This window comes from Pollutibacter soli, assembly GCA_029269725.1.
Taxonomy (GTDB): domain Bacteria; phylum Bacteroidota; class Bacteroidia; order Chitinophagales; family Chitinophagaceae; genus Pollutibacter; species Pollutibacter soli.
Genome location: JARJHS010000004.1, coordinates 91513 through 117944 on the forward strand (window position 1 = coordinate 91513; position 26432 = coordinate 117944).

28 protein-coding genes are annotated in these 26432 nt (G+C 41.1%); 11 read left to right on the top strand and 17 right to left on the bottom strand.

Features of this window, described 5'->3' with window-relative positions; all coding sequences use genetic code 11:
- Positions 1-114 precede the first annotated feature (114 nt).
- Entirely contained in the window at positions 115-2802 is a 2688-nt protein-coding gene (gene ligD / locus P2W82_RS11360) for a DNA ligase D (protein ID WP_336516003.1), read from the bottom strand.
- A 278-nt stretch (positions 2803-3080) separates the two neighbouring features.
- Between ligD and P2W82_RS11365 the strand changes: the two genes are divergently transcribed.
- Positions 3081-3380: a hypothetical protein gene (locus P2W82_RS11365; RefSeq protein ID WP_336516004.1), complete on the top strand. Its 300-nt coding sequence runs from the start codon at positions 3081-3083 to the stop codon at positions 3378-3380.
- 103 nt (positions 3381-3483) lie between these two features.
- Here P2W82_RS11365 and P2W82_RS11370 read toward each other — a convergent pair whose 3' ends face one another.
- From P2W82_RS11370 to P2W82_RS11395, 6 genes are all read right to left on the bottom strand, one after another.
- Positions 3484-4473 carry a Gfo/Idh/MocA family protein gene (locus P2W82_RS11370; protein WP_336516005.1) on the bottom strand — a complete coding sequence of 330 codons (990 nt, stop codon included), beginning with the start codon at positions 4471-4473 and terminating at the stop codon, positions 3484-3486.
- A gap of 141 nt (positions 4474-4614) precedes the next feature.
- Positions 4615-6324, bottom strand: coding sequence for a hypothetical protein (locus P2W82_RS11375; protein ID WP_336516006.1), 1710 nt, complete (start codon positions 6322-6324; stop codon positions 4615-4617).
- Between the two features lie 129 nt (positions 6325-6453).
- The gene (locus tag P2W82_RS11380; RefSeq protein ID WP_336516007.1) at positions 6454-7521 is read right to left on the bottom strand and encodes a YihY/virulence factor BrkB family protein; all 1068 of its coding nucleotides are present in this window, start codon (positions 7519-7521) and stop codon (positions 6454-6456) included.
- A 20-nt stretch (positions 7522-7541) separates the two neighbouring features.
- Positions 7542-8144, bottom strand: a complete 603-nt coding sequence (locus tag P2W82_RS11385) for a DUF4142 domain-containing protein (RefSeq protein WP_336516008.1) — start codon at positions 8142-8144, stop codon at positions 7542-7544.
- A 244-nt stretch (positions 8145-8388) separates the two neighbouring features.
- Positions 8389-8532, bottom strand: a complete 144-nt coding sequence (locus P2W82_RS11390) for a hypothetical protein (RefSeq protein WP_336516009.1) — start codon at positions 8530-8532, stop codon at positions 8389-8391.
- A 176-nt stretch (positions 8533-8708) separates the two neighbouring features.
- The gene (locus P2W82_RS11395; RefSeq protein ID WP_336516010.1) at positions 8709-9200 is read right to left on the bottom strand and encodes a low affinity iron permease family protein; all 492 of its coding nucleotides are present in this window, start codon (positions 9198-9200) and stop codon (positions 8709-8711) included.
- Positions 9201-9513: 313 nt separating this feature from the next.
- Here P2W82_RS11395 and P2W82_RS11400 point away from each other — a divergent pair, with 313 nt between their 5' ends.
- The 3 genes from P2W82_RS11400 to P2W82_RS11410 all read left to right on the top strand — a co-directional run bounded on the left by P2W82_RS11400 (position 9514) and on the right by P2W82_RS11410 (position 10848).
- Positions 9514-10020: a pyridoxamine 5'-phosphate oxidase family protein gene (locus tag P2W82_RS11400; protein WP_336516011.1), complete on the top strand. Its 507-nt coding sequence runs from the start codon at positions 9514-9516 to the stop codon at positions 10018-10020.
- 9 nt (positions 10021-10029) lie between these two features.
- Entirely contained in the window at positions 10030-10425 is a 396-nt protein-coding gene (locus P2W82_RS11405) for a hypothetical protein (RefSeq protein WP_336516012.1), read from the top strand.
- Positions 10426-10530: 105 nt separating this feature from the next.
- The gene (locus tag P2W82_RS11410; RefSeq protein ID WP_336516013.1) at positions 10531-10848 is read left to right on the top strand and encodes a hypothetical protein; all 318 of its coding nucleotides are present in this window, start codon (positions 10531-10533) and stop codon (positions 10846-10848) included.
- A 193-nt stretch (positions 10849-11041) separates the two neighbouring features.
- On the opposite strand, the gene P2W82_RS11415 is transcribed toward P2W82_RS11410, so the two are convergent.
- The 3 genes from P2W82_RS11415 to P2W82_RS11425 all read right to left on the bottom strand — a co-directional run bounded on the left by P2W82_RS11415 (position 11042) and on the right by P2W82_RS11425 (position 12670).
- Positions 11042-11233: a hypothetical protein gene (locus P2W82_RS11415; RefSeq protein WP_336516014.1), complete on the bottom strand. Its 192-nt coding sequence runs from the start codon at positions 11231-11233 to the stop codon at positions 11042-11044.
- A 95-nt stretch (positions 11234-11328) separates the two neighbouring features.
- On the bottom strand, positions 11329-11952 hold the full coding sequence (locus P2W82_RS11420) for a DUF4142 domain-containing protein (protein ID WP_336516015.1): 624 nt from the start codon (positions 11950-11952) through the stop codon (positions 11329-11331).
- Between the two features lie 43 nt (positions 11953-11995).
- The gene (locus P2W82_RS11425) at positions 11996-12670 is read right to left on the bottom strand and encodes a porin family protein (protein ID WP_336516016.1); all 675 of its coding nucleotides are present in this window, start codon (positions 12668-12670) and stop codon (positions 11996-11998) included.
- Between the two features lie 210 nt (positions 12671-12880).
- Here P2W82_RS11425 and P2W82_RS11430 point away from each other — a divergent pair, with 210 nt between their 5' ends.
- Positions 12881-13309 carry a VOC family protein gene (locus tag P2W82_RS11430; RefSeq protein ID WP_336516017.1) on the top strand — a complete coding sequence of 143 codons (429 nt, stop codon included), beginning with the start codon at positions 12881-12883 and terminating at the stop codon, positions 13307-13309.
- Between the two features lie 7 nt (positions 13310-13316).
- Entirely contained in the window at positions 13317-14939 is a 1623-nt protein-coding gene (locus P2W82_RS11435; protein WP_336516018.1) for a sulfatase family protein, read from the top strand.
- A 265-nt stretch (positions 14940-15204) separates the two neighbouring features.
- Here the strand turns inward: P2W82_RS11435 and P2W82_RS11440 are convergent, their stop codons facing one another.
- From P2W82_RS11440 to P2W82_RS11465, 6 genes are all read right to left on the bottom strand, one after another.
- Positions 15205-17559, bottom strand: coding sequence for a S9 family peptidase (locus P2W82_RS11440; RefSeq protein WP_336516019.1), 2355 nt, complete (start codon positions 17557-17559; stop codon positions 15205-15207).
- 244 nt (positions 17560-17803) lie between these two features.
- On the bottom strand, positions 17804-18433 hold the full coding sequence (locus P2W82_RS11445; protein WP_336516020.1) for a LysE family translocator: 630 nt from the start codon (positions 18431-18433) through the stop codon (positions 17804-17806).
- A 14-nt stretch (positions 18434-18447) separates the two neighbouring features.
- Positions 18448-18915 carry a GNAT family N-acetyltransferase gene (locus tag P2W82_RS11450; protein ID WP_336516427.1) on the bottom strand — a complete coding sequence of 156 codons (468 nt, stop codon included), beginning with the start codon at positions 18913-18915 and terminating at the stop codon, positions 18448-18450.
- A gap of 134 nt (positions 18916-19049) precedes the next feature.
- Positions 19050-19595 (bottom strand): hypothetical protein, encoded by a 546-nt coding sequence (locus P2W82_RS11455; protein WP_336516021.1) that lies wholly within the window; start codon positions 19593-19595, stop codon positions 19050-19052.
- Positions 19596-19742: 147 nt separating this feature from the next.
- Entirely contained in the window at positions 19743-20294 is a 552-nt protein-coding gene (locus P2W82_RS11460; RefSeq protein ID WP_336516022.1) for a PAS domain-containing protein, read from the bottom strand.
- 97 nt (positions 20295-20391) lie between these two features.
- Positions 20392-21804 carry a T9SS type B sorting domain-containing protein gene (locus P2W82_RS11465; RefSeq protein ID WP_336516023.1) on the bottom strand — a complete coding sequence of 471 codons (1413 nt, stop codon included), beginning with the start codon at positions 21802-21804 and terminating at the stop codon, positions 20392-20394.
- Between the two features lie 129 nt (positions 21805-21933).
- Here P2W82_RS11465 and P2W82_RS11470 point away from each other — a divergent pair, with 129 nt between their 5' ends.
- The 5 genes from P2W82_RS11470 to P2W82_RS11490 all read left to right on the top strand — a co-directional run bounded on the left by P2W82_RS11470 (position 21934) and on the right by P2W82_RS11490 (position 26161).
- Complete coding sequence (locus P2W82_RS11470; RefSeq protein ID WP_336516024.1) at positions 21934-23262, top strand: Xaa-Pro peptidase family protein; 1329 nt, start codon at positions 21934-21936, stop codon at positions 23260-23262.
- A 385-nt stretch (positions 23263-23647) separates the two neighbouring features.
- Positions 23648-24841 carry a site-specific integrase gene (locus P2W82_RS11475; protein ID WP_336516025.1) on the top strand — a complete coding sequence of 398 codons (1194 nt, stop codon included), beginning with the start codon at positions 23648-23650 and terminating at the stop codon, positions 24839-24841.
- On the top strand, positions 24838-25311 hold the full coding sequence (locus P2W82_RS11480) for a hypothetical protein (protein ID WP_336516026.1): 474 nt from the start codon (positions 24838-24840) through the stop codon (positions 25309-25311). Before P2W82_RS11475 ends, P2W82_RS11480 begins: the two co-directional genes overlap by 4 nt.
- Before the next feature lie 56 nt (positions 25312-25367).
- Entirely contained in the window at positions 25368-25865 is a 498-nt protein-coding gene (locus P2W82_RS11485; protein ID WP_336516027.1) for a hypothetical protein, read from the top strand.
- Positions 25862-26161 (top strand): hypothetical protein, encoded by a 300-nt coding sequence (locus P2W82_RS11490; protein ID WP_336516028.1) that lies wholly within the window; start codon positions 25862-25864, stop codon positions 26159-26161. Before P2W82_RS11485 ends, P2W82_RS11490 begins: the two co-directional genes overlap by 4 nt.
- Here the strand turns inward: P2W82_RS11490 and P2W82_RS11495 are convergent.
- The gene (locus P2W82_RS11495; protein WP_336516029.1) at positions 26153-26347 is read right to left on the bottom strand and encodes a hypothetical protein; all 195 of its coding nucleotides are present in this window, start codon (positions 26345-26347) and stop codon (positions 26153-26155) included. The two genes, P2W82_RS11490 and P2W82_RS11495, sit on opposite strands and share 9 nt — an antisense overlap.
- Positions 26348-26432: the final 85 nt, after the last annotated feature.

Sequence of the window (26432 nt, forward strand, 5' to 3'; positions counted from 1 at the left end):
AAAGATGTAGATTAAGAAATTTCGGTTGGTTTCAATTGAAGGCAGACACAGTTCAGATGGTGAATTTGTGTCTGCTTTTTTTTACATTTAACGTGGAACGTTTAACGTAAAACGTTACACGTTTAACTTCTTTATCGCCTTCAGCATATCAATTCCTTTCCCCAATACCGGTTTGAAGATATCTCCTTCCGAACTGATTCTTTCCATGGCATTTTTAATGGTGAAATCCTTGATTTTTAAACCTGTTTTTACTTCTTCCCAATGCAGGGGCATTGATACAGAAGCCCCGGGTTTTGGCCGTAAGGAATATACAGAAGCAATAGTAGCCTGCGGGCGGTTTTGCAGAAAATCAATATAAATTTTACCCTTTCGCTTATTCACAGTCCGTTCAATACTCGTGGTGTTGGGAAGCTCAGCCTGAACTAAAGTTGCAATCAGCCGGCCGAATTCTTTTGATTCTTCATAAGTGTATTTTGCTTTCAATGGCACATAGATATGCAGGCCCGTTGATCCGGATGTTTTGCAATAACTCGTTATTCCCGCTCTTTCAAAAACTTCCTTCGTTACAAGAGCAGCCTCGATTACCTGGTTGAAATTGTCTTTCGAAGGATCAAGATCTATAACACACCAATCGGGGTTGTCAGGAGTATGGATGGTACTGTTCCATGGGTTTATTTCTATACAACCTAAAGAGGCCATCAGTAAAAGTTCTGATTCATCATTACAGACGAGAAAGTTTTTCTTCTTTCCTTCGGAAGTATATGGAAAACGATCAACCCAGTCCGGTACTTTGTCTGTAACATCTTTCTGGTAAAAACTCTCACCCGTTATTCCGTTCGGAAACCTGTTCAGGGATTGCGGCCGGTCTTTCAGATGCGGCAATATGTATGGAGCAACCTGGTAGTAATAGTTGATCATATCCCGTTTGGTGATCTTTTCCTTTGGCCAGTATATTTTATCGAGGTTGGTAAATGTGAGTTCGTGCCCGTTGATTTTTTTTACCTGTTGCTTTTCCGTTGGATTAAGGAGTGATTTGCGTTCTCCCTTTTTCGGTGGAGTAACCAGATTTTTTTCACTGATGACAGATCTTTTAACCATGGTAGTTAATTTTTTTGCTTTTTCCGGTAACACTTCTTTTGCTTTCTTATCATCACGCAACCCTTCAAAAGACGGGTGGCGCATGATACCATCACTGGTAAGTTCAGTGTATGAAACTTCCCCGACAAGTTCAGGTTTAAGCCAGGTGACAGTGGCGTGAGGCGGATTTGGCCTGAACCTGGACGGTTTATTTATATCGGGTTCTTCCTCGAACGGATTTGTTTTTCTCTCCAGCGGCTTGAACTTTTTCATCATTTCTGCCTGCATCTTATCAGAGAAACCTGTACCGATTTTACCGGTGTAATGAAGTTTGCCGCTTTTATACACACCAGCTAAAAGAGCGCTGAATGCTTTACTTGTACCATCATTTTTTGTATATCCCCCAATCACCACTTCATGGCGCAAGGCCACTTTTATTTTCAGCCAGTCTTTTGAACGTTCGCCTGGAACATATTCGGAAGACTCACGTTTCGCCATGATACCTTCCAGCTGCATTTTACCTGCAGCTTCATAGAACATGATCCCGTCGCTATGAAATGCTTTGGAAATAATGACTGTTTCATCTTCCGGTATCAATGATTCGAGGGCTGCCCTTCTTTCACTTAAAGGAAGTTGCAGCAAGGATTTTCCATCCAGCCATAATACATCAAAGACATAGTATTTCAGGATACCATCCGCTTCGCTGCGCCAGTTTTGAAGGCTTCCGAAATCTGCTGTTCCGTTTTCTTTTAATACAACAATCTCTCCATCCAGCACTGCCTTGAAATTCAGTTTTTTCAATGCGTCAACCACAGGATAAAATTTTTCATCGAAAGATTTATCATTTCTTGATTTCAGATGCACCTGCGTTCCGTTACAATGCGCTATCGCGCGATATCCATCCCACTTGATTTCATACATCCATCCCGGTTCGTCGAATGGTTGGTCGACAAGCGTCGCTAACATCGGCGGAATTTTTTCAGGAAATTTTGCGCGTTTTCCTGCTATCGCTTTTGTTGGCGTATTTTTTTCTGACTGTTTTTTTGCTTGTGCTTTTTTCAACCGGCCGTTTACGCGTTGAGGTTTTTCCTGTAGTTTTTTTTTGACTAATGATTTTTTATTTGACCCCCAAACACCAACAGGATCTTTTTCCATCTGTTGAATGGTTTTTCCCGAAATAACTGAGGATGCTTTTTTTAAAATATCCGTTTTCCTCGCATATTCATCTTTATACTTCATCAGCAACCATGCATTATCTGCACCACCTCCTTTTGATTTTACGAGTACAAATTTCCCTTTGAGTTTCTGACCCAGTAACACCACCATGATCTTTCCTTTTTTCCACTCAGAATAGAGATGTTTTTCCATGGCCTCCTTGCTATCGAATTCTTCATCTGCCGGAACATAAATTCCTTCATCCCACACAATCACAGTACCTCCGCCATATTCACCTTTGGGAATGATGCCTTCAAACTTCCGGTAATCATACGGATGGTCTTCCACTTCCATCGCGAGCCTTTTTACTGATGGATCCATCGATGGTCCTTTCGGAACAGCCCAGCTTTTCAGCACGCCCCTCAATTCTAATCGAAAATCATAATGCAGATGTGAAGCATCATGTTTCTGAATAACAAAATGTAATTGTTTGTTATCGTCAGAGACCCCTCCGGTTGGTTCAGGAGTTTTGTTAAATGATCGTTTCTTTTTGTATGTAGCCAGTCCCATAATGGCATATTGTAGTTATGAAAATCGTCCCCAGTTTATTGCGTTTTATACACACAAAAAGATTGCCGCGTCGCTCAGAAAATAAAATGTTGAAACATCAGGTGCTTCGGTCATTAACATTTGCGGTTAAAGCAAGCTTTATTCAGGTATACATATGTTAAGAAAAGATTTCAATGGGTAAACAAGTCTACAAATTCAAACTGCAAATAAATTCTGGAATGGTATTTTAATTAGTATTTGTGTAAACAAAATTAATTCAACGGAAAAATTGCGTGTTTATGAATAAGCAAACACAGGGAGGCGGATCACAGAATCAGCATCCTGACAACAAACAGCAGCAGGGATTTCAGAAGGGTGCTCAGGATAATGTAGGCAATCAAAAAGACCAGGGCACGAAACAGAATCCTACAAACAGAGACAACAGAATTACAAATAATCAAAAACAGAATCGTGAGGAAGATGTTGAGGAGAATGCGATTCCCTCTCCCTCTTCCACCCAGCGCGATGATGGAAGTCCGGAAATCAACACGCCCGTTTATACACCAGATACAACGGAAGAAAAGATTCCCAGATTTTAATCTCTTTTATTAGAGGGTATCGATTAAAAACAATTCCGGAGCTTGTCCATGAATTCCGGAAATACAAAAAGAGTGTTACAGTAATGTAGCACTCTTTTTTGTTTTAATCAAAGGGATATAAGATACCGCATTGTCTGCGAACTTCATCCATTGTCGCTGCAAGTTCCTGGCTCATACCGTGGGACATTTTGGGACTCATGATCTCGCCGTTCTGAATACATTCTTCAACTTCACTGATTTCATATTGGAATCCCCTTCCTTCCCACGACAATTCATGTACTTCTGTTTTGCCATCGTGGTATTCAAGTTGGATTTCGGGTGGTTTCTCGTTCCATTGTTTTGAGATTGTAATTGTTCCAAGTGTGCCCTGGATAACAGCTGTATTAGGGAGTTCGCGCATCAGCGAAGAGTTCGAAATTGCTTTTTTACCATCTTTATAAGTGCTCACAACAACACATTCGTGATCAATTTTTTCCTTACTGAGCTCCGCACTTGCCTGTATTTTTTTTGGATGACCCAGCAATAATTGCGCGAGATATAATGGATATATTCCAAGATCCAGTAATGATCCACCTCCGCGGTCAGGATTAAAAAACCGGCCTTCTTTATCTCTTGGTGCCACAAAACTCATCGACGATTCGATTTGCTTAACATCTCCTATTTCCCCTTTTTCTATCAGTTCCAATACTTTTTTTATGCTGGGCAGAAACCTGATCCACATACCTTCCATGAGAAATGTGTTATTCTTTGCAGCGGTTTCTGTCATTTCTTTCACTTGCTCATAATTCATCGCCATCGGTTTTTCACACAACACAGGGATACTGTTTTTTAAACAGATCAATGTCTCTTTATGGTGCATTGGATGCGGCGTCGAAATGTACACAGCATCAACATTGCCATGTTTTACAAATTCATGTATGCTGTCAAAATATTGCGGAGCGGATTTTAATTCTGCAAAACGTTCTGCTTTTTCAATTTTATAGGATATCACTGCTGTTACCTGGTGATTCGTTTTTTCAACCAGTTTCAAGTCTTCAGCAAAGTCATCAGCAATCTGACCAGGTCCGATAATTCCCCAATTAAAATTTTTCATACGCCAGTTTTTAAACGATTTCAGATACAAATGCAAGTATTGCACCACCGGATCACATTATGAACTCACGTTGGAAGATTAAGGTATACGTATAAAAAAAGTGGCTTCGATCAGAAGCCACTTTTCCAGAAATCAGAGAAGCTATTTCTTGCTTTTATTTTTCTGGTCTGCGCTTTCATCACTAAAAGATGAGGAACTGCCTGATCCAGAGTCTTTACTTGTTTTATCTTCTTTGCGATCTGCAGCCGAGCCTTTGTCAGAGCTCATCGAAGGTGTAGTTGAAGATTTATCCTTCCCTTCTGCACTTTCAGTTCTGCGGCTGTCATCTGTTTTACTCCATGGATCACTTTGATCCTGTTCGGAGGAGGATTTTTGTCCTGACTGACCGCTTTGACTGTTTCCAAACGACCCCTGGCTTCCATATCCCTGCTCGCCGGAACGCTGATCGTCAGAGCTGCTGCCTCCCCGGTTCTGGCTTTCTGAACCACTTACATGGCTTCCATATCCCTGTCCAGATTGATTCGGGTGATCCTGGTTTCCGCGCCCTTGATTGCCCCAGTGCTGACCAGATCCGTTGCCATAATCCTGGCTGTCAGAACTGCGTCCGTAACCTTGATTGCTGTATCCCTGGCTTCCCCGGTTCTGATCATCAGATCTGCTTCCATTGTCCTGAAATCCGGAACCCCGGCTATCATAGCCCTGATCGCGTGATTCCTGTCTGCTGGCGCCCTGTCCGTAACCACCGGAACTTCCCCAATGCTGACCTCCGAAACTGCCGCCATAGCCCTGGTTACCGTAGCTGCCCTGGCCGAAATCATTGCCATAGCCACCCTGGTTTCCTGGAGATCCAAAATTGCCTGAAGATCCCTGGCTGCCGAAAGATTGTTCATTGGAGTATGGATTGCGACTGCCCATATATGAACCGAAGTTGCCCATTCCACTGTTTTGATTTTCATTTCCGGAACGGTTCTGCTGGTCGTATGAACGGCCGTAGCCACCCTGGCCACCCTGGAAACCATAATCCTGCTGACCGGGTCCGTAACCTGACTGCCGGTTTTGCTCCTGGTTGCGTCCCCAATCCTGGCCACCCTGGTTACCTCCCCAGTTCTGTCCATAATCGTTCTGCTGACCGCCATAACCAGATTGATTGTGCTGGTTACGTCCCCAGTCCTGACCACCCTGGTTTCCACCATATGATCCACCACGACTCATATCATTGTTGGAATAGTGATTGAACTCGCTTCTATGAATTCCCTGTCCCATGCCAGAACTATTGCCATAGCTTCCCCGACCATAGTTATTGTCATAGGAGTTTCCATGGCCCTGGTTGCCCCAGCTGCTTTGTTGGTCATATCCTCCACGGTTTTGTTGTCCATATCCTCCCTGCCCGTAATCTCTGTCACGATTCTGATTCCATCCACCCTGTTGATTATAGCCGTCCTGATTTCTCATCTGGCCGCCCTGCATTCCATAAGGGTTGTATTGGCCGCGACCATAATTGTTGTTTTCGTTATGCCAATCCTGATCGCTACGCCACTGGTCATTTCCGTGGGAAGCACCAAAACCTGAAAATGGTCGATCGCGCCATTGCTGGTCGGAGCGACCCATGCCACCCTGGTTTCTTCCTTCATTACGGCCATAGTTACGATTTGAATCTGACATATTCATGCGCCCTGACTGCTGGAATTGATCATCCGAGTCATCTTCATCCCATGACGATGAATCGTCATAATCTTCATCATAACTTTCAAAACGTCCTCCTTCATTTTGTCGATTTCTGTTCTGTCCTCTCCCACGCATATGGCTTGAATGCTGGGAAGACGGGTTCTGTCTTGTTCTTGTTTTTTTCATGGCAATCTCGTTTTATATCGTTTCAAATAATTTTTAAAACTTCAAGAATGTTGCCTGAATGTGCTAAGCGTGAGAGCGTTGGGAGCATCAATAGAATGCGTATCACCTTCTACAAATCCTGTAGATAAATCAGGATGATTTTACTTTGTGATGGTCTGATTTTTCAGGGTCGAGGAGATTTTTTTTTTCGCGATTTGCGAATGAATTGTCGTTATCGTGCCACTCTTTTGTTTCAGTCTGTACAATGAAAACAGCGTTCTCTTTTAACTTGATTCCCCTGCCGAATATAATAGCCCGATTACGCGTATAAGCTGCACCAAAATATAATATCGCTGCTGAATAATACACCCACGACAAAAGGATGATCACCGAAGTTGCAGTTCCATAGGCGGATACAATTTTGGCTTTACTGATATAAACACTGATTAAAAACTTCCCTATCATAAATAAAAATGCAGTAATGAATGCACCATGCCACACATCAGCCCATTTCAATTTGGCGTCAGGAAGCAGTTTAAATATGAACGCGAAGAAAAGACTGATAACACCAAAAGTGATTATGAGATTCAATATCCAGGCAATAGCCACCAGCGCATCCGGAAACAGCCTGAGTAACCGGTGACTCAATGCCTCAAGGGCAGAATTCAATACGAGTGAAACAAGAAGAATAAAACCGAAACTTAGCAAGAGAGAAAATGATAAAATGCGGTTAAAGATGAATTTTATAATTCCTTTTTTGGGTTTTGACTTCACCGCCCAGATGTGGTTTATAGAATCCTGCATCTCTACAAATACACCGGTAGCACCGATAAATAAAACAACACCTCCTGTTATAAGACCTATTATTTTATCCTGGCTCAGTTCAATATTTTTAATAAGATCCTGAATCTGCTTGGCAGGCTCTGCGCCCAGCAATAATGCAATCTGGTCAAATATCTGCCCCTGAACCGCTTCACGACCAAATGCAATACCTAAAATGGAAACAACAATGAGCAGTGCGGGCCCGATAGAAAACAAGGTATAATATGATAAAGAGGCAGACAGTTTCATCCCGCCATCCTGGATGAACATAAGAGCGCTGTTTCTTACAGCCTGCCAGTATTTTTTAAACTTACTCATTACTCTGTACCCATAAATAACTGTTCCACTAAATGAAGAGAGGCCGGCCAAAGCCAACCTCTCTTTTTGGATCATCATGCAAAATTCAATTCCGGCTGTTATTTCATTTTGTCATGACATTCCACAAGTTTGTCCCTGTGAGTTCTGATTTTTGGAAGCGTTTCAGAAATCCAGGTTTTCACCTGGGGATCTGTTGTTTCCTTTTCCATTTCCTCCAGGTTTTTTATTGATTTTTCATGTTTATCGATCATTTCTTTACACCAGGCTTTATCAAAGTCTGATCCTTTCTTTTCAGAAAGTTTATTTACTTCTTTCCTGGCATCGTCTGTTTCAGACGCTGGAACTGATATTGATTTCGCTATGGCAATTTGTTGCAAACCGTTTAAGGCCACATTATGATCTTCTTCAAGCATTTTGGCGATATGCTTTACATCATTGTTATTAGAAGTCTGAAGTGCCAGTTTCGCCATACTTAGCTCAGCATAATTTGCTTCTACTGTGTTGCTAACAAATTTTGATTCGGCAGCAGCGGGCAATGTTGCTACACTGCTGTCTGCATTCGTGGTGTAGGTCCGGTCACTCTGTGTAGTTCCAAATTTTGTTGAATCGACATCGCGGTCAGAACCGTTACCATCACCACAGGATGACAGGACGCCAAGTAACAGTGCGGAACCTGTGATTACTGAGAGCATTTGTTTCATGTTAACAGATTTAGATTTTGAAATACGAGTTAGTAAGCACGCTTGTCTTCGTTTAAAAAGGACAAAAAACTATACCATTCAGGATTTCAGCGGTGAGAGAAAATATTGATGTAGATGTACATACACATCAGGATTTAAAACGCCCTGTCTGTTCCATAAGTTGCAAGGCAGGAGGCTGTAAAGATCAGGTAGAGCCATTGAGAACAACTGACAATTTGATATTCTAAGTTTCCGGTTTTCCGATTCAGTTTTCCTTTTCGCTCATGCTGCTGTGGAGACGAATGGCCATTTCTTCCTGTATTCTGTATTCCGTATGCTGTTTCATTCTCTTTTGATTGCGTGCTTTTTTGCTCATTCCGGCAATGTTCGCGGGTACTAAATTCCCCATCGATTTTGATTTTCAGGTCAAAACCCGACGGCATTATTTTAGAATAATTAAGTGTAGCACCGATTATTCATTAACTGTTGGTTGCGCTTGCATTAACAACCAGGAAATTCTTTTTCTGGAAAAGATGAAAGTAAAAAACTGACAGATAAAATAGAGTCTCTTCTTCAGAAGGGACTTTATTTTTTGAGTTGCGTCTTCATTCTTCCGGCCTTTTTCTGATGTATGTCCTCGGCCTCATCAATGGAATGAGAACTGTGAATATCATCTTCCGATTCCGACAGATCAGATAATTTTTGATAAAATTTTTTAATCGTTTCAATTTCCTTGTCTGTAAGATCTTCGATGTCCACCAATCGGTTACTTGCCTTATCGTTACATGCAATCAGTTCATTCAGTTTCAGCTGGATCGCCATAGTGTCTTTGTTTTGTGATTGCTGTATTACAAAAACCATCAGGAAGGTAATGATGGTCGTCGTTGTATTGATTACGAGTTGCCAGGTATCAGTAAATCCAAATATAGTTCCTCCTATCGCCCAACCGGCCACCAGGACAACTGCGCAGATAATTGCTGCAGGACTTCCTGCTGCCTTCGTAATAACAGCAGACACCCTGTTGAAAATGCGATTGAATAATGAATTTTTTCCGGGTTTATTTTTCGTTGCTTTCATAAAATGATGCAGCCATATTTTTCGGTGAATGCTGCGAAACAGTCAATAAAAATCACGGACCATTTGTTAAACCAGTTCTTAAAGAAATAACAATCAAAAAAGAGAGAAAAAATTTGCTGAATATTCGTTCCCTGTTGATATAATTCCACACTATTCAAGTTGACCTGGTGTTAGTTTGAAAATATTTTTTGCATAAATGATTGATAATCGCATTAGTCTGGGAATCCTGTCAGATAAATCCTGCATCTCACCGGCCATGGTATAAGTTTTAACATATCTGAAATATACCTAACCAAATACCCAAGGTAATATCATGAAGGAGCATACCGCAGAAAAAAATTTTGAGTTTATCAAATCCAAGATAAACGATATACGCAGCGCGCTTTTTACATATTCTGATATCGACGAAGTGACATATCCTACCTGCATTGTATCAGCGTTGCGGGTTGATAACAATGGCACTGTTTGGTTTTTGATGAATAAAAGCAAGAATCAGTATCTCGGTGCCGATCAGAAATTTGCTGCGCAGTTGTCTTTTTACCGCAAAGGATTTCCATTTAAACTTTCTGTTTGTGGGAAAGCCGACATCATTCACCAACCTCAGGTCATTAACGAAATTGTTGGGCTTTCTCCATTGGAATCAGGCCTGGATACAAACGAAATTCTTCTCGTGAAAATGCAGATACTAAAAGCGACCTATGTTGAATGGCGTGGAGTACAGCCTGAAACATGGTTTAAAAAATTATATCACCGCTTTATGCAATGGCTGGATAGCTCATTGATTCCATTTGAACGCGAACTTGAATATCAATTCAATTAAATCGTAAGTATGAAAAAGTCGACCCTACGTAACAAAGTATTGAAAGAAATTATGGAGCAATCCAAATATGCATTGTTCGAAGTATGTATGCAGGAAACTCCAAGAATAGAGCCGGTGGTAGTGACGGCCGATCGGGCTGAAGGCGAAAAGTCTATCTGGTGTTCCTGTGAGGAACTCCCACTGCCGTCTGCTGATGTTAGTAATCTCCCGGTTGTGTTGAAATTTATCAATCGGGAAAAAGGAAATTTTATTAAAATTCAGGGCAAGGCAACAGTGAATGGTATCACATCAGCCAGTGCTGATGATACTCAGGAGAGTTCGCCATCTTCTGTAATCCAGGTGGAAATTCACCAGGTAGCCTGGTTTGATAAAAATTCTGGTGAAGTTGAATTCTTTGCGGCTTAGCTCCTCTTAAAATAATATCTACAGTACCCAACGAATGGTGATGGTATAGTTTTAGAACAGGTCGTAAAACTGGTATAGATTTTTTTCAGCATAAAAACCTGACATATGAAATTATCCTGGGTATTGTTAGTTGTTATCATTATCCTATTAGCTATTGCTATTTTCACCAAACCCGGTAATGCATACTGTGTGGAGAAAGCTAAAGAAATGATTACATCGATCAACCAGAATGTACCGGGCTACAACAATCCCCTCAACCAGGAGGAATCCCGTGGTGGATCTGATGTGCGTATTGATCAGATACTTATTAAAGACCGCCTTTTCTGGAAAGAAGTAAGCTACGCTTCCACAAGTAATGTAAAAGTTCTGGGCTATGCATACTTTAATAAATTTCACCCCGTAAGTGAAAAGAAAGCGGAATAGACAGTAAGTAGTAAAAGTAAGTAGTAACAGGGGCAGCAGCAATGTAACTTTTTATTCTCATTGAGAGCTTGGGGTGGGCGGTAAAGCTGTACATTACCTGGCGCACAGTACTTATATGAGAGTTTACTTTCACCACCTGACTTAACTTCTAAAAAGAATCTGCTGTTTAATAAACATATCCCATCTGTATTGGTTACAAAGAAATTTTGATGTCAGCTTCCGGGCGTATGTAAGAGTCAAAGCCAATGCCTTGTACCTGCCAGACTTTGGTTTTCGGTGTAAACTTCGCATCCTTGTTTTTTGCATTGCTAAAGACAGCGGTTCTACGAACAATAGCAACGAACAATGATGAACGAGAAACGCCGCCAATACTTTCTACTTTCAATATTTAATTTTAAACCCAGCTTACGACTTACTACTTACTAAAAAAGAGGTTTACAAATAATGTAAACCTCTTTCGCTACCTGGTACTTTGTATGACTAGCGGGCAGCTTGATTTCCCGATCTCCAATTGTTTAATTCCTTTCTGTTTTCTTTAATATTTGTTAGTGCAACGGAGGTGGCGTTTCTCAGCTTTTCGTTCATGCTGGTATGCAGTGCAGACTGAAATTCAGGAATGATATGATCATACTCGCGCAACACAATCCCTATCCACCGATTGGTAAATTGTACGCCTGCCATATCACTCACCTTTTTTTCTTCTTTAGAAAGATCATTGGTTCGATCAGCAATCAATGAATCATTCCATCTCTTTTCCAGGTCGCTTCCGGAAGTTGACCCTGTTGATTTATAGAGTTTGAATAATTCACCCAGCGCTGTCTGGTGATCAACCCTGATTTGTGAAGCAATTCTTTTCAAAGAAGTATCGGTTAATTTTTTGTCTGCGATATCAGCCAGCATTACCTGTTGTTGGTGAAATTTTATTGCCTTCACCAGGAAACTGGTATCCTCGGCAACTGACCTGGCTGCACTTATAAAATGTGATTTACCTGGGGTTGCTTCCAAATCATTACTGCGACTGATTTTTGATGCTGTCAACGAAAACGCTGTAATAAATAATGTCCCGAATAACAGTTTAACATTATTTGCACCTGTTGCTATCATGACTATCTTTTTTTCGTGAATAATAAAATTCACTGGTGGTTTTCTAGAATGCGAAACCAACATATAATGCTATCGCACTGTTCTTCGCATTCTTAGCCAGCTCACCACTGATGCTGCCTGATTCACCTATTTTAACCAGGCCATAATTATATCTTGCTCCAATGGTTACATTCTGAATATCAAATCCCAATCCACCAACAAGACCAGCATCAAAGCGATTGAAATTGTCTGCGTTAAGGGTGGTAATTTCCTGGATTGTTCCATCCTTATTAACGTCTTTGATATCTGCGCCTAACAGATAGGCCGCATAGCCACCAGCGTGGATATTGAAATTCTTCGCTACGTTAAAGGAAAAGAGCAAAGGCAATTCCAGGTAGTGAAGATTGAATCTGTATTCACCACTACCCAGAATGAAGTTGTCATAATTCGCTCTTGTCCCTTTGTTAGCATACAGCAACTCCGGTTGAAATGATACACCCTTTGAAATCGGAATTTTAGCATAAAAACCAGCGTTAATACCAATCTTCATCCTTTCATCATTTATATCATCGATGTAAAGATTGGTGAAACTCGGTCCGGCTTTAATACCAAATTTGGGTGTGAGCGTTTTCTCTGCAGCAGTTTGCTGTTCCTGTGCAAAAACACTAAGTGATAATAGGGTAGCAAGTGATAAAAAAATAGTTTTCAATGAACGCCGGGTCGTGACAGTTGTTTTCATTACATTTTGTTTTAATAAGGTTAATTATATAAGAGACATTGTGAAATTTTTATGCCGCTATCGTTTTCTGCTTAATAGTTTCCGCCGGCGTAGATGGAATTCCACAGAAACTGATGGTGTTTTCAACATTATTAGTACCTGAATCTGTTTACCAAAAAGCAATTACCTTTCTATAGGATTGTAAACCAATGAAACAATTAAAATTCGTGTATGCGTCAGAAGTTAAACCTCATCACCCTCGGTGTTTCAGATTTGGAAAAGTCGCTTGACTTTTATGAGAAAGGGTTACAATGGAAAAGATCTACAGCCGGAACAGATGATATGGTTGTTTTTCCGCTGGGTGGAATTGCCCTCGGATTATACTCCCGGTCAGCACTGGCCGAAGATGCGGAAGTTCCGGAAGAAGGATCCGGCTTTCGCGGAATTACACTTTCCTTTAATGCAAAATCGGAGGCTGAAGTGGATTCCATTTTCAAAGAAGTTGAAAACTTAGGAGCAACGATTGTTAAACCTGCGCAGAAGGTTTTTTGGGGTGGGTATAGTGGATACTTCAGTGATCCTGATGGGCATTTAATTGAAGTGGCCTACAATCCCTTCTGGGCTTTTGATGAAAACGATAATCTCGATCTACCGCAATAAAGATTTTATGAAAAGCAAATACAGGATTTTTTGTATTTCATTTTTTTGCCTCCAGTTTTTTCTTTTTTCGGGTATTCCTTTACGTGCACAACGTCCGAATATTCTTTGGATAAGTTGCGAAGACATGAGCCCCAGGCTGGCAGCTTATGGAGACAGTACCGTGAGGACTCCCAATATTGACCGGCTTGCGAAAGAAGGAATTGTATATGACAGGGTATTTACCACTGCCGGTGTTTGCGCACCCAGTCGTTGTTCCATTATCAGTGGTGTTAATCAAATAACAGCTGGCGGACAGAATATGCGCACCTTGTACAACACAATGTCCGAACACGCCGGACTTCCGAAAGCCTATGCCATTGTACCGCCGCCTGAAATCAAGGCATTTCCAGAATACCTGCGTGCTTCAGGATATTTTTGTACCAACAATTCAAAAACGGATTATCAGTTTGTTGAACCGCCTACGGTATGGGATGAAAGCAGCAGTTCCGCAGGATGGCAGAAAAGAAAACCAGGCCAACCCTTTTTTGCGGTGTACAATTTTATGGTTACGCATGAATCGCAGGTTTGGGAAAGAAAGAACCATCCGCAGCATGTCGATCCGGAGAAAGTGCCATTGCCGCCCTTTTACCCGGATACAAAAACAATTCGAACTGATGTAGCAAGATTTTACAGCAATATTGCTGATCTGGATAGTTTGATCGGTGAGTTAGTTTCAAAACTGGAAAAAGACAACCTGCTTGACAGTACGATCATTTTTTTCTGGAGTGATCATGGTGATGGCCTGCCTTTTTTCAAGAGAGAAATTTATGACCGGGGAATAAAAATTCCGTTAATCATTCGGTTTCCGGATAAACGAAATGCAGGCTCGAGAAATAACCGTTTGATCAGTTCAATTGATTTTGCTCCAACTGTGTTATCACTCGCGGGTATTCAACCCAAAAAATATATGCAGGGCTCAGCATTCCTGGGGAAGTATGTCGGAAGGGAACATCAATACATTTATGCAGCGCGTGATCGTATGGATAGTGAACCTGAACGGAGCCGTGCTGTTCGCGATGGGAGATATAAATACATTCGCAACTATCATCCTGAATTGCCTTTGTATCAGAATGTCGCATACCGGTTACAACAGGAAACCATGAAGGAATTATTGGCAATGAAAGAAAAGGGAACACTGGATTCCATTCAGATCAAATGGTTTGTACAAACGAAACCGAAAGAGGAATTATATGATTTGTCTGTTGATCCCTGGGAGCTTGATAACCTGGCTTCAAAAACTTCAGGCTATCCGGTACTTGCTCGCATGCGAAAAGCAATGGACGACTGGCTGAATTTGGCAAAGGACCAGGCAGAAATTCCGGAAAAGGAAATGATTAAAAAAATGTGGAACGGGCAGGACTCGATCCCGGTAACAACAGACGTAAGTTTTCAGCGGGATGGTAGAAAGGTAAGCCTGGTCAGTACTACAGAAGGCGCATCGATCGGTTACAAAATTATGCAGGCAAATGTACCGGAGCCGACGAGCTGGAAAGTGTATACGACACCGTTAGTACTGAGCAGCGGGCAGAAGATTAAAGCGGTGGCACAGCGCATTGGATATAAAAAAAGCAATGAAACGGTTTTTGAATAGAGAGTGAATTTTGAAAAGTTTAAAATCGTAGAGACGCCATGCAGGGCGTCTCTACGATTTTAACGATGAAAATGGCGATCCTTTCAATTGAAAACCACTATCTCTTTTGATGTTACTTTGAATCAAATACAAATGCTATTAACTCCTCTGGTGAAAACGTCCGGATACAGCAACAGATTAATAATAAGAAGAGCCACGACAACTCGTAGCTCTTCTTATGGTTTACTATTTTCAATTTATGATTAAGTAGGCTTTAAGTTCCCAACTACTGACCATTCCTTGGATCTCCTTTCGTAGTTATCTCAAATTCCTTTGGTGGTTCTTTACCGGCAAGATGTTTGGAGAAATAGTCCCAACGCCTGCGCATCATATAAGGAGAGTAAACGCCAAATCCATGCGCTGCAGCTGGAAATAAAATCAGGTCATAATCTTTGTTTGCTTTTGCCAACGCTTCGATAACAAGAAATGTATTGTACGGAGGAACGTTATTATCCATTAAACCATGAGCGAGTAACAATTTTCCTTTCAGATTTTTTGCATAAACCTGGTTTGCCTGTGCGGTATAGTTATCTGTTCCGTCAGGGTTTTTTGTAAGAAGGCCGATATATCTTTCGCCCCAGTCGTCTTCATAGTTCCTGTTGTCATGATTTCCTGATTCAGAGATGCCTACTTTAAAGAAATCAGGGTAACGGAACATTGCTGCACCCGTTGCAAATCCTCCACCCGAATGTCCCCAGATACCTACACGCGATGTATCGATGTAAGCATATTTTTGAGCAAGCTGACGAATTCCTGTGATCTGATCAGGCAAAGTGTTTTCGCTCATGTTGGGATAGTACATATCATGAAAACTTTTGGAACGATCAGGATTGCTCGTTCCTTCAATGAGTACAACAACAAACCCAAGTTCAGCAAGTGCCTGGTGATCTCCTCTCGATGCGGAAAAAGCCCAGCTGCCAACACTTCCACCTTGCGGACCAGGATAGATATAATCGACCACAGGATATTTTTTTGCAGGATCAAGATGAGTTGGTGTAAACAACAATCCATAAATGTCTGTCTTGCCATCGTGCGCTTTTACAGAGAAAACAGTCGGCGCTTTCCATCCTGTTGCTGTTAATCTGGACACATCTGTCTTTTCCAGGTCGGCAATTTTCTTTCCATTGATATCACGCAAAACCGTTATGCCGGGTACATCAGGTTTGGAATAGGTATCAACGATGTAGGCATTGTCTGGTGAAAAATACGATTGATGTGTACCTGGTTCCGGAGTAAGCACCGTCATATTCTTCCCATCAAAACCAATCCGGCAAAGCTGGCTATAATATGGGTTTTCCTGCTGCAGGCCATTCGCAACAAAATAGATTTGTCGTTTCTTCTCATCAACCAGTACTACACGGAGTACAACCCAATCACCTTTGGTAATTTGATTTTTCAATGTTCCCGTTACTGCATCATACAAATAGAGATGCCCCCAGTCGTCACGTTCAGAATACCAGATGAATTCTTTTGATGCAGGCAGATATCTCCAGTTAATCGCGCCCTGGCCAGACTCATATTGCGTTGCTACAGTTTCCTGGAATACTTCGCGAACATCTCCGGTTGCAGTGTTGGCGATGCGCATTTTTTCCTGCTTGTGATCGCGTGACGTTGAGAGAAAGGCCAGCTCGGAACCGTCAGCACTCCAGTCAACATCATCGAAAGTTCCACTGCTGGAGATATCATCACTCAACGTAGCCCTGTGCGGATCCGGAGGAATATTAAACACAACAGTTTTTGCAGTCTCCACGTCAACGACTAAACGCTGAATAGTCGCAATATCTTTATCACCAGGCAACGGATACTTCCACGCTTTCAACGTAGGGTGGCCAACATTGGTTGTGACCAGGTACATGTCCCCGACATTTCGTTCGTCTTGTCTGAATGTTGCAAGTTTTTTTGAGTCTGGCGACCAGCGTACTACAGGTCTTTCGCTGCTTTTCCAACCCGCATTGTCAGTTGCATATCCATAATTCTTTATACCATCAGTAGTCAGTTGTTTCTGTTCACCTGTTTTCAGATTTTTTACCCAGAGATTATAGTCTTTGATAAAAACTGATTTCGTACCATCCGGCGAAATAACTTCTGTACCACGACCACGAAAACCACCGCTCATACCGCGATCAATTGTGCCAGCTTCCGGAACAGATGAGTCTTCACTAAGGGTACTGGTTTTAAGGTTGTACGACCATTGTTTGCGATCAGAAGAGAATTTAACTGAAGAACCATCAGGAGTAAAGCTGATATACTGAAATGGAAGTTTTTCCGCGCTGTACGTTTTTCCAGTCGCAGAAGACAGTGCTGCTGCCAGTTTAGACTGGTCGAACGCTGCAGACTTTGATCCTTTTTTTGCATCAACAATTACGAATTCGCTTCCCTGTGGAGTAAGTACACGGTACCAGAATTTATTTCCTGGTAACCAGTTCGCGAAAATATTTGCCCTGTCTACATATTGTTGCGTAGAAGCCAATAGCATTTTTTCCGCCTGTTGATAGTCTTTTTCTGTAAGTGCAGATTTCTCTTGCGCCTGGATGCTGCATTGTACCAGCAATCCCAGGGCAACCGGAATTAGTTTTCTCATGTCTGTGTCGTGAATTTTGAACCTGGAATAAATGAAAATGACAATTTAATCGATTTGATCCGAAAATATCGTCCCTGATTTTACTACTATTGTTTCTGTTTGCTGTTTCTGTATTCTGTTTCACCTGAGATGCCGTTTGATCGCAGGAACATGCAGCATGAACCCCGAATTTTTTTAATCGGTAAAATGAAATGAAGGGGATTTCTTTCCAACAGCTTTAATGAGCTTAGCCAATAGATGGAGACTATTTTCTATCTGTGAAAGCCACTTTGATTCCAAGGGAAATGATTGTTGCTCCGCACATGCGATTGACCCATGAGGAAAATTTTGAATGCTGTTTCAGGCCATTGAAAATTGCAGAAGAAAATAATGCGAGAATAGCACACCAGGTCAGGCCTGTGCAAATGAAAGTCAGACCCAGCAAGAGAAAACCGGTAACCGGACTGGCGGAAGCAGGGTTGATAAATTGTGGTAGAAATGAAATAAAGAAAAGTCCAACCTTTGGGTTCAGAACATTAGTAATAACAGCATCTCTGAAAATGACCCGGTAATTCACTTCGGATTTTTTTTCAATATCCCTGAACTGCAGGCCTCCGCGATCTGTGATCATTTTATAGCCAATGTACAGAAGGTAGGCGGCACCCGCATATTTGATAATATTAAACAGAAGCAGTGATTTTGCGATAATGATACTCAATCCCAAAGCTGCCATCAAAGTATGAACTACAGTTCCGGCAGCGATCCCAAGCGCCGAAACTATCCCTGCCTTCCTGCCTTGTCCGATACTCTTTGAAAGTATGAAGATGGTGTCATTCCCCGGTGTCAGGTTGAGCAAAATTCCTGCGATCAGAAAAGTTTCGAAATGAATGATCATAAACACTGAACGATTTAAACAATCTGGTTTTTTATTTCGGCTTTGTAAACCTGGGGATTATATCGTTCCATATACATTTCCGGATTTGGAACTTTTACAAAACCGTATTTTTCATAAAGCCAATCGGCTGTTGACGTCAACAATATCCATCTCTTTAACCCCTGCAAATTCGGATGATTGACTACAACGTCCATTAATTTTTTGGAAAGCCCTTTGCCGCGGTATTCATCCAGTACGTAAATATCGCCCAAATAAGCAATGGTTGAAAAATCAGAAATTACTCTTGCAAACCCGATTTGTTTGTTTTTATAAAAGAGTCCGAAATTCAAAGAGTTCTCAATCGAGGTTTTTACAATATCAAAAGGAATGTTATCGCTCCAACCTGAATGTTTTGATAGGAAGTCGTGAATAGCAGTGATATCCAGTTTTGCTCTATCTGTTGAAATAAGAAAGTCTTCAAATTCTTCTTCTATAATTGTCATTTTCACCTTACTTAATAGTTGAAGCTAAATTAAAAATATAGCGTGAGACCCGAATGCTGAAAGTTCACATGAATCCAAATAAAAAAACGGATAATACCCCGTAGGATATTATCCGTTATCATTCTATCACTCGATCAATCAACTTTTCTGAAACTGGTAGGAGAGCCGTTGGGATCAAACCTCAACTGAAACCAGTTTGTTCCTCCACTGAATTCAAAACTGTAAAAGAACCGGAGCTTTTCTGTGAGGTCTTCAACTTCATTGGTTGAAGCATCCCGATCCACGGTTTTAGCACCGTTGCTCCATGCGCGGTAATGCGCGCGGCAAACATTAAAACTGAGTGTGCCTGCAGCTTCATTGATTGAAACTGTGCCTTCAGCCTTTGTTGCAAATTCAGAGAACTGGCTTCCGCCCATTACATATAGTACAGCATTTTTTCCATTAGTTTCCATGTGAAGATACCTGCCGCTTTTCCAGGTGGTGCCCAGTATACGACCATCATAGGCGTCGATGATATTTGTGAATGAGGTGTAACCATTCACCCAGCTGCCAACCAATTCATCAGGCACATTTGTACTTGCCAGATTACATGGAGCGTTTGAATCAACAACATCGTCTTTTTTACAAGACATAAAGCCTGTCAGAAGTAATGCCAGGACTGCAATTGTTAGCTTTTTCATTGTTTGTGTTTTTAATCATGACCCAAAACTAATAGCTGAAAAAGCGTAAGGAAAGGAAAGGATGTATGAAATGACACAAACGGGAATTGAATTGCAGAACGTTATACGTTTAACGTTTAACGTAAAACGTATAACGTAGATACCTGCTTAAACAGTGATGTCTGTATAAGATGGCTCACCATTATAGCCTATGATTGATAAAACAGGTTTCCCTTCCATTTTCAGATAGCTGATATCTGAATGGACACCAAATGTTTTCACAACAGGGTTCTCTTTACTGAACTCTACAGTGATCACCTGTTGCAGAATGCGGATATATTCGCCGTTCTTTTTCCTGATGCGATAGTCGTAACGAACTTTATAATTCGGAACCTGGTCTATGCTGAGTTTACTGAAGAATTGCACTACATAATTTTCAAACTTGATGAACCACGGCTGATCTTCAGGATGCATTTTGTCGATGATAAAAGGTACATCTACTTCTGAAGGATGATAACCCAATACTTTTTCGATTTCATCACTCACCATCTCGAAATTTCCTTTGGGCAATGCAAAGATGTAATAGTAGGAATCACCCGGCACAAATACATTTACCTGTTTTCGGTAATCATCAATATCCGCTGATATCGATTGATAGGCGTCTGTATTTAGTAGCTGCTGCCAGATCTTATTTACTTCATGATGTGCTGCTGTTGACATATTGGTGTTTTTAAATTGGTGATTTGATTTTATATTTTGGCTCTTGATATCAAAGGGGTGTGCTAAAAAACTATCAACTAATTCTCCTGCCTCCTCTCTATCTGATCAACATCACTACTCCCTTCTTTCCCATCAGCTTTCCATTTTCACGATAGGTAAAATACCAGCTATAGTTTCCGGCGGCTTGATTTTTATTTTTGAAAGTTCCGTTCCATTTTTCATTTACAGAATAGCTTTCAAAAACTTTCTCGCCCAGGCGATTGTACACCTGCAAATGATATTCTGTCAATTGCTTTGAAGTGAGTATTCCAAAAAAATCATTCAGACCATCGTCGTTTGGCGTGAATGCATTCGGAAATTCAAGATCGCAGACACCTGCTCTTACAGTTATCTGATCTGATGCCGAAGTACATGCATTGGTGACGGTAACGGAATAAGTGCCTGGTCTCGAAACATAGATTGCCGGAGAGCTGCTACCGTTTTGCCACAGATAATTATCAAATATGCCGGGAGATATCAGGATTGAATCCCCTTCACATATCAGTATATCAGGACCAAGATCAGGTTGAGGCGGACCATTTACCACAAGATTGAGTATGCGAATGCTATCGCAATTGCCGGCAACATCAAATGTGTCTGTGTACAAACCTGTTTGTGCATATCCATAAACCGACTGTCCGAAACAGATGGATGTATCGATCCGTGAACCTGCACGGGGACGGACAAAAAGATCGAGTATAACACTCGAATCGCATCCACCGGGCGTTGTGAAGTTGTTGTAATAGTATCCGGATTGTGTAAGCGTCTGACCGGCGAAGAGATAAGTTTCTCCGCTGCAGATAGCAGCCGGTATCGTATCACTGCTCGGCGGTGGTTTTGGTGTAACTGCTTTTTGAACGAGTAAACCCACAACCGTTGCAGAAGATGCTACTTCAATGATTAATGAATTTTCTCCGGCTACCCAGTCACTACAGAGTTGTACCTGTTGCACCGTACTTTGTGTATGATTGATGCCGGGACTGAATGGATTCGGAAGAGGCATATTGCCAAGCCTCGTACTTTGCGGTTTTCCATTCACGTATACTTCGGAAACTGAATTATCAGTATACAATTCCAGGTTGAGACAAAAGGTGTTTGCTGTGTTGTAACTGATTCCGCAGTTATTGAAACAGGGGAGTACAAAATCAAATTTAAAATAGAAGTAGTGACTTCCACCATGCTCACCTGTTTCACTGACAGAGATCCAATAACAATCAGGATATTTACTACGATAATAAACCGAAGCAAGCTCGCCCATTACCACGGCAGGTTTATACGGACCTTTAATCGAATCCATTGATACTTTCCAGTTCAGGTCCTCAGATCCTTTTGGCAGGTCATATCCGAATCCATTTCGTGCAGATTGAAAAAATCCAGCTTCCGGTGGCGTGCCTGTCCTCGGATTACATTGCGCAAGGATGCCTGCAGCCGGTAGCAGCGCAATGATCAGTAAAAGCAGTTTTGAAAGCAATCGTTTCCGGAATAAGTGAGTACTAATTTAATTGAAAAATGGCTTAATATATCGGCAGCAACTGCGTTCTGATGAATTTCATTATTTTCATTTGCATTTTCCACTCACAATTCAATAACCATGCAGCGGATGAAATCAGCTATTATTGCAATATTCTCAATCATTTCTATCAATTCATTTGCACAGGATATATGGAAGTATTTTACCCCCGCTGATTTTGCAGCCAGGAGAGCAAAAGTGATGGATAAAATCGGCGATGGCATTGCCATTTTGCAGGGAGCCGGGCTACCAGAAGCCTTTGTTTCATTCCGCCAGGACAATAATTTTTACTATCTGAGCGGAGTGGAAATTCCGGATGCCACCATGTTACTGGATGGTAAATCGAAAAAGGCATACCTGTTTGTACCTGATAATATATCGGGAGATATCAAAGAAGAAGCTTTGATAAAAGCAGGAACAGAGTCTGCAAAAAAATACATGTTCGATCGCGTAGCACCCAAAACGCATTTATCAGGTTACCTGAGTTATTATACATCAGCAGCAGATCATGTATGGGTAATCACTACACCCGAAGAAACTGCTGAAATGAGTCGCGATCGTTGCGAAATGGAGAGGCAGACGCGTATGAATGATCCCTGGGATGGGCGTATATCAAAAGAAAACAATTTCATTAATAAGATTAAAGAACGCTTTCCAGTGGTTTCAATAAAAAATTTAAGTCCTGTTCTGGATGAAATGCGTTGGGTGAAAGATGCAAAAGAAATTGCGGTTATGCGTGAGTGTGGAAGGATCGGGTGTCTTGGTTTTGATGAAGCTATGCGGGTAACAAAGCCGGGAATTTATGAATACCAGGTGGTGGCAGCCTGTGATTTTATTTACGCCAACAGCAATACAACACCAGCCTATTTTCCTATAGCTGCTTCTGGTCCACGCGGACTTAGCTGGCATTACAATGCGAACAATCATCCGATGGAAGTGGGTACGGTGATATTACTGGATTACGCTCCGGAATTGAATTACTACACCACCGATATCACCAGGACATGGCCCGTGTCCGGACAGTTTACGGATGATCAGTTGAAAATGTACAATTGCGTAAAGCAGGCGCGTGATGAAGTTATTGCTGCTATGAAGCCGGGTGTTACGGTTGAAGATCTGGAAAAGATTGGTAAAGCAGTGTATGCACGAAATGGTTACGAAAAAAACTGGCCGAATTATATCGGGCATTTCGTAGGAATGGCTGTTCATGATGTTGGCCCTTATGATAAACCTTTTGTCGCCGGTGTTGTATTTAACGTCGAGCCTATACTCGAAGACAAGGAGAAGAAAATTCATTTCCGTATCGAGGATACGATAGTAATCACTGCGACTGGTGCGGAAAATCTGACGCCTCAAAGTCCTGTTGATGCGGCCGCAATTTATAAACTAATTAAAGAAAAAGGGGTTGGGGAGAAGTAAACGAAAAACTGCTTCTGATTTCAATTGAATAGGTTCCTGATTGCAGGAAAACTAATTTCTATTGATAAGCCACTTTCACTTCGTCCTTTCGGCTTTTAAAAGTGGTCTCGTCCGGAATCGAACCTAGCGCCCTGAAACTTTAAAATAAGTTGCTAAAAATAGATAAATACAAGAGAAAGCAGCTGTGACAGCTGATCGGTGAGGAACCGGGTTTTAAAATATTTTTATAAGATTTTATAAAAAATGACTAATTAATCGACTAATGTGATTATCTTAGAGTCTGAACCAGACTTCCATGATTAGTCCTACTTACTTTCTCCAGACAGTTAACCCGAATACCGGTAAAAGTTTAATCAGTTGCCAAATACGTTACAAAGGACAAAAGATGATTACGACATTAGGTATGTCGGTGAAACCCGAGAACTGGGATTCTAAAAAATCATATGTTAAGAATAACGGGGAAACAAGACGGAACAACGAGTTCAATGCATTTTGTATTAAACGTGGTGGAATCGATCGGATAGTTACCGAAGAATTCAATACTGCTCAATTTAAAGGCTTGCCCGTTAACCTGACATCAATTAAAGAAAGGATTCGGCAAAACTTCTCCGGAAACAGTCAAAAAGAGAAGGAGAAAAAGCCAGAGGCTGATACGCTGTACTCAGTTATTGAAAGACTGATTAGCCAGGACATAAAGATGAAAGGGCAGGATAGGTCTGTAAACACCGTTAGAACGTATAAAACAACGCTGGGACACCTAAAGGCTTTCGCGGCTGCAAAAAAGTATCCAATCAACTTTGAATCGATCAACTTGGACTTTTATCACAAGTTCACAAAGTATTTGGAAGGCCAGGGTTTGAATAAAAACAGTATTGGCAAGAACATAAAGAACGTAAAGACTTTCATGAATAAGTCTTTCAATCTCGGTTTAACGAAGAACCAGGAACACAAGAAAGAAGACTTTCACGTATTCAACGAACCAGCGGATTCAATTTATCTTACCGAAAGCGATATTGAAAAACTATACAAGTTCGATTTTTCAAATAATAAAAGACTTGAGCAAGTTCGCGACTTGTTTGTATTTGGGTGTTATGTCGGTATGAGGTTTTCCGACTTCTCTGAAATCAAGAAGGAAAATGTATTTAAGCATAAAGGCAGAGATTTCCTCCAGGTTAGAACCCAAAAGACCGGCGAACTTGTTACGGTGCCCTGTCATAAAATTGTACTTGAAATATTTAAGAAGTACGAGCGCAATCCGAACCGTTTGCCTAAGTCTGTATCAAACCAAAAGTTTAACGACTACATCAAAGAGGCGTGTAGGTTAGCTGGATTGACTGATAAGGGAAGGGTTGAAAATTCTCCGGAGATTGAACTGTGGGAGAAAGTGTCTTCACACACCGCACGTCGGAGCTTTGCTACAAATACCTATCTAAAAGGTGTTTCTTCTTACACGATAATGCGTATCACTGGACACAAGACAGAGAAATCATTTTTAAGATATATCAAGTTCACTTCCCTCGATGCAGCAGAATCATTACTCGAAGCATGGGAGCCGGTGAACAAATTAAAAGCAGTATGAAAGCAGTTGGGCTAACCTTATTAGGAATTGTTATTGGTGCATTTGCTGGGTTAATGCTGGGTTCAGGTGAAGCACAAAAGATGAACAACACCGAGCGCAATTATTTTGGTGGACCTGCCATTATGGTTTGCGCCTTTCTTGGAGGCGTAGGAGGCTTAGTACTTGGTCTGAAAATAACTCAAGAAGAAAAGGACAATAAAAAATTTGGATTTAATACTCGCGAAGACTATGAGTTTAAAGATGGGCGTGGGTGGGGAAATGAAACTATGTGGAGAAGTCCCGAACAAAATACCCTGAACGTTATTGTAACTAGGAAAGAGGAAGGACAGCTTAAGACTAAGTTCAATGGTGATTTCCTAATAAATCATCCGGAAAAGTCAGCAGCAAAAAAGGTTGTGGACAACTTACACCGGCAAGCAGTTTCAAACATTTTTACAGGGATCAAAAAAGGAACAATAGTTCAAAAATAAAAAAACCCGATAGCGCGAACTACCGGGGTATTATTCACTTATAAAAAGCAAATAACATGGAACGTAAAGGTAAAAAGAAAGTTGAGAACAACGAGCAGTGCAAAAGTCCGACAGTTGCCGATTATATCGGGCAAGGAATGGAATTAATAAGGGTTCGTGAAGAATTGATTGATGTACAGCGGCAGTTGTTTTGGGCATCGAAAACAATCGAAAGCCAAAATTCAGAAATTGAATTTCTTAGAAAGCAAGTCGAGAAATCATTAGGTATCAAAGGCAGTGATCAGACTATAAAGCCTACAGAAAAGAAACAACCCACTAATAAAAACAGAACTTATCATCTGATTTGTACAAATGTAAATCCAATTTCGATAGTAGATTCTACCGGCGAATTAGCTTCCGGTATTGGTGAAGGTTTGGAATTTTTAGCACGTTATACTTCGCCAGGGCTGGTAACTGAGGATGGAATTCAATACTATCCAATTAATGAGCTAAACGGCGAGACAAAGTTTGCAGAAAGATTTCAAGTTTATAACCCTAAAAAACCTAGGCCATGAATACACGGCAATTACCACAGGTTACTATAGAAAAAACATCTGACATACTAAACAAGCTTTACGATTTCAAAGGGACTTTTGAACATCTGGATACGAGCGAGTCATTGGATACAATCTTTCAATGCGCTTTAGATGGCGAACTAATGGACGTAAGTCAAAACTTTGCTTTCATTCGGGAGCTCAAATCATTGCTAAATAGTGTACTTCCATCAGCTGAAGAGTATCGAAGCTATTTGAAGAAAGTAGTTGAGTTTAACGAGCAGCAACGACAAAGTAAGATCCCAGTGTCAGCATAAAATACCATCCGGGTATTTCTCATGCACCATCCTGATATCGAAGTATTCAATTTTATTTCGGTGTTTGCGATGGTGCAATTTTTTTTGCCAGTCGAAAACATATTCAATATCGACGCTGATAAGATCAATAAGCTCTCTTCTAACCGGTTCATCATTCGGTTTCACTATAACCAGGTACGCGGGCATGGAACGAAAATAGATCGTTTCGCTTATGCATTAATAAATCTACTTCAATATATTTATAGATATTTTTATCAATCATTTGGAAGGT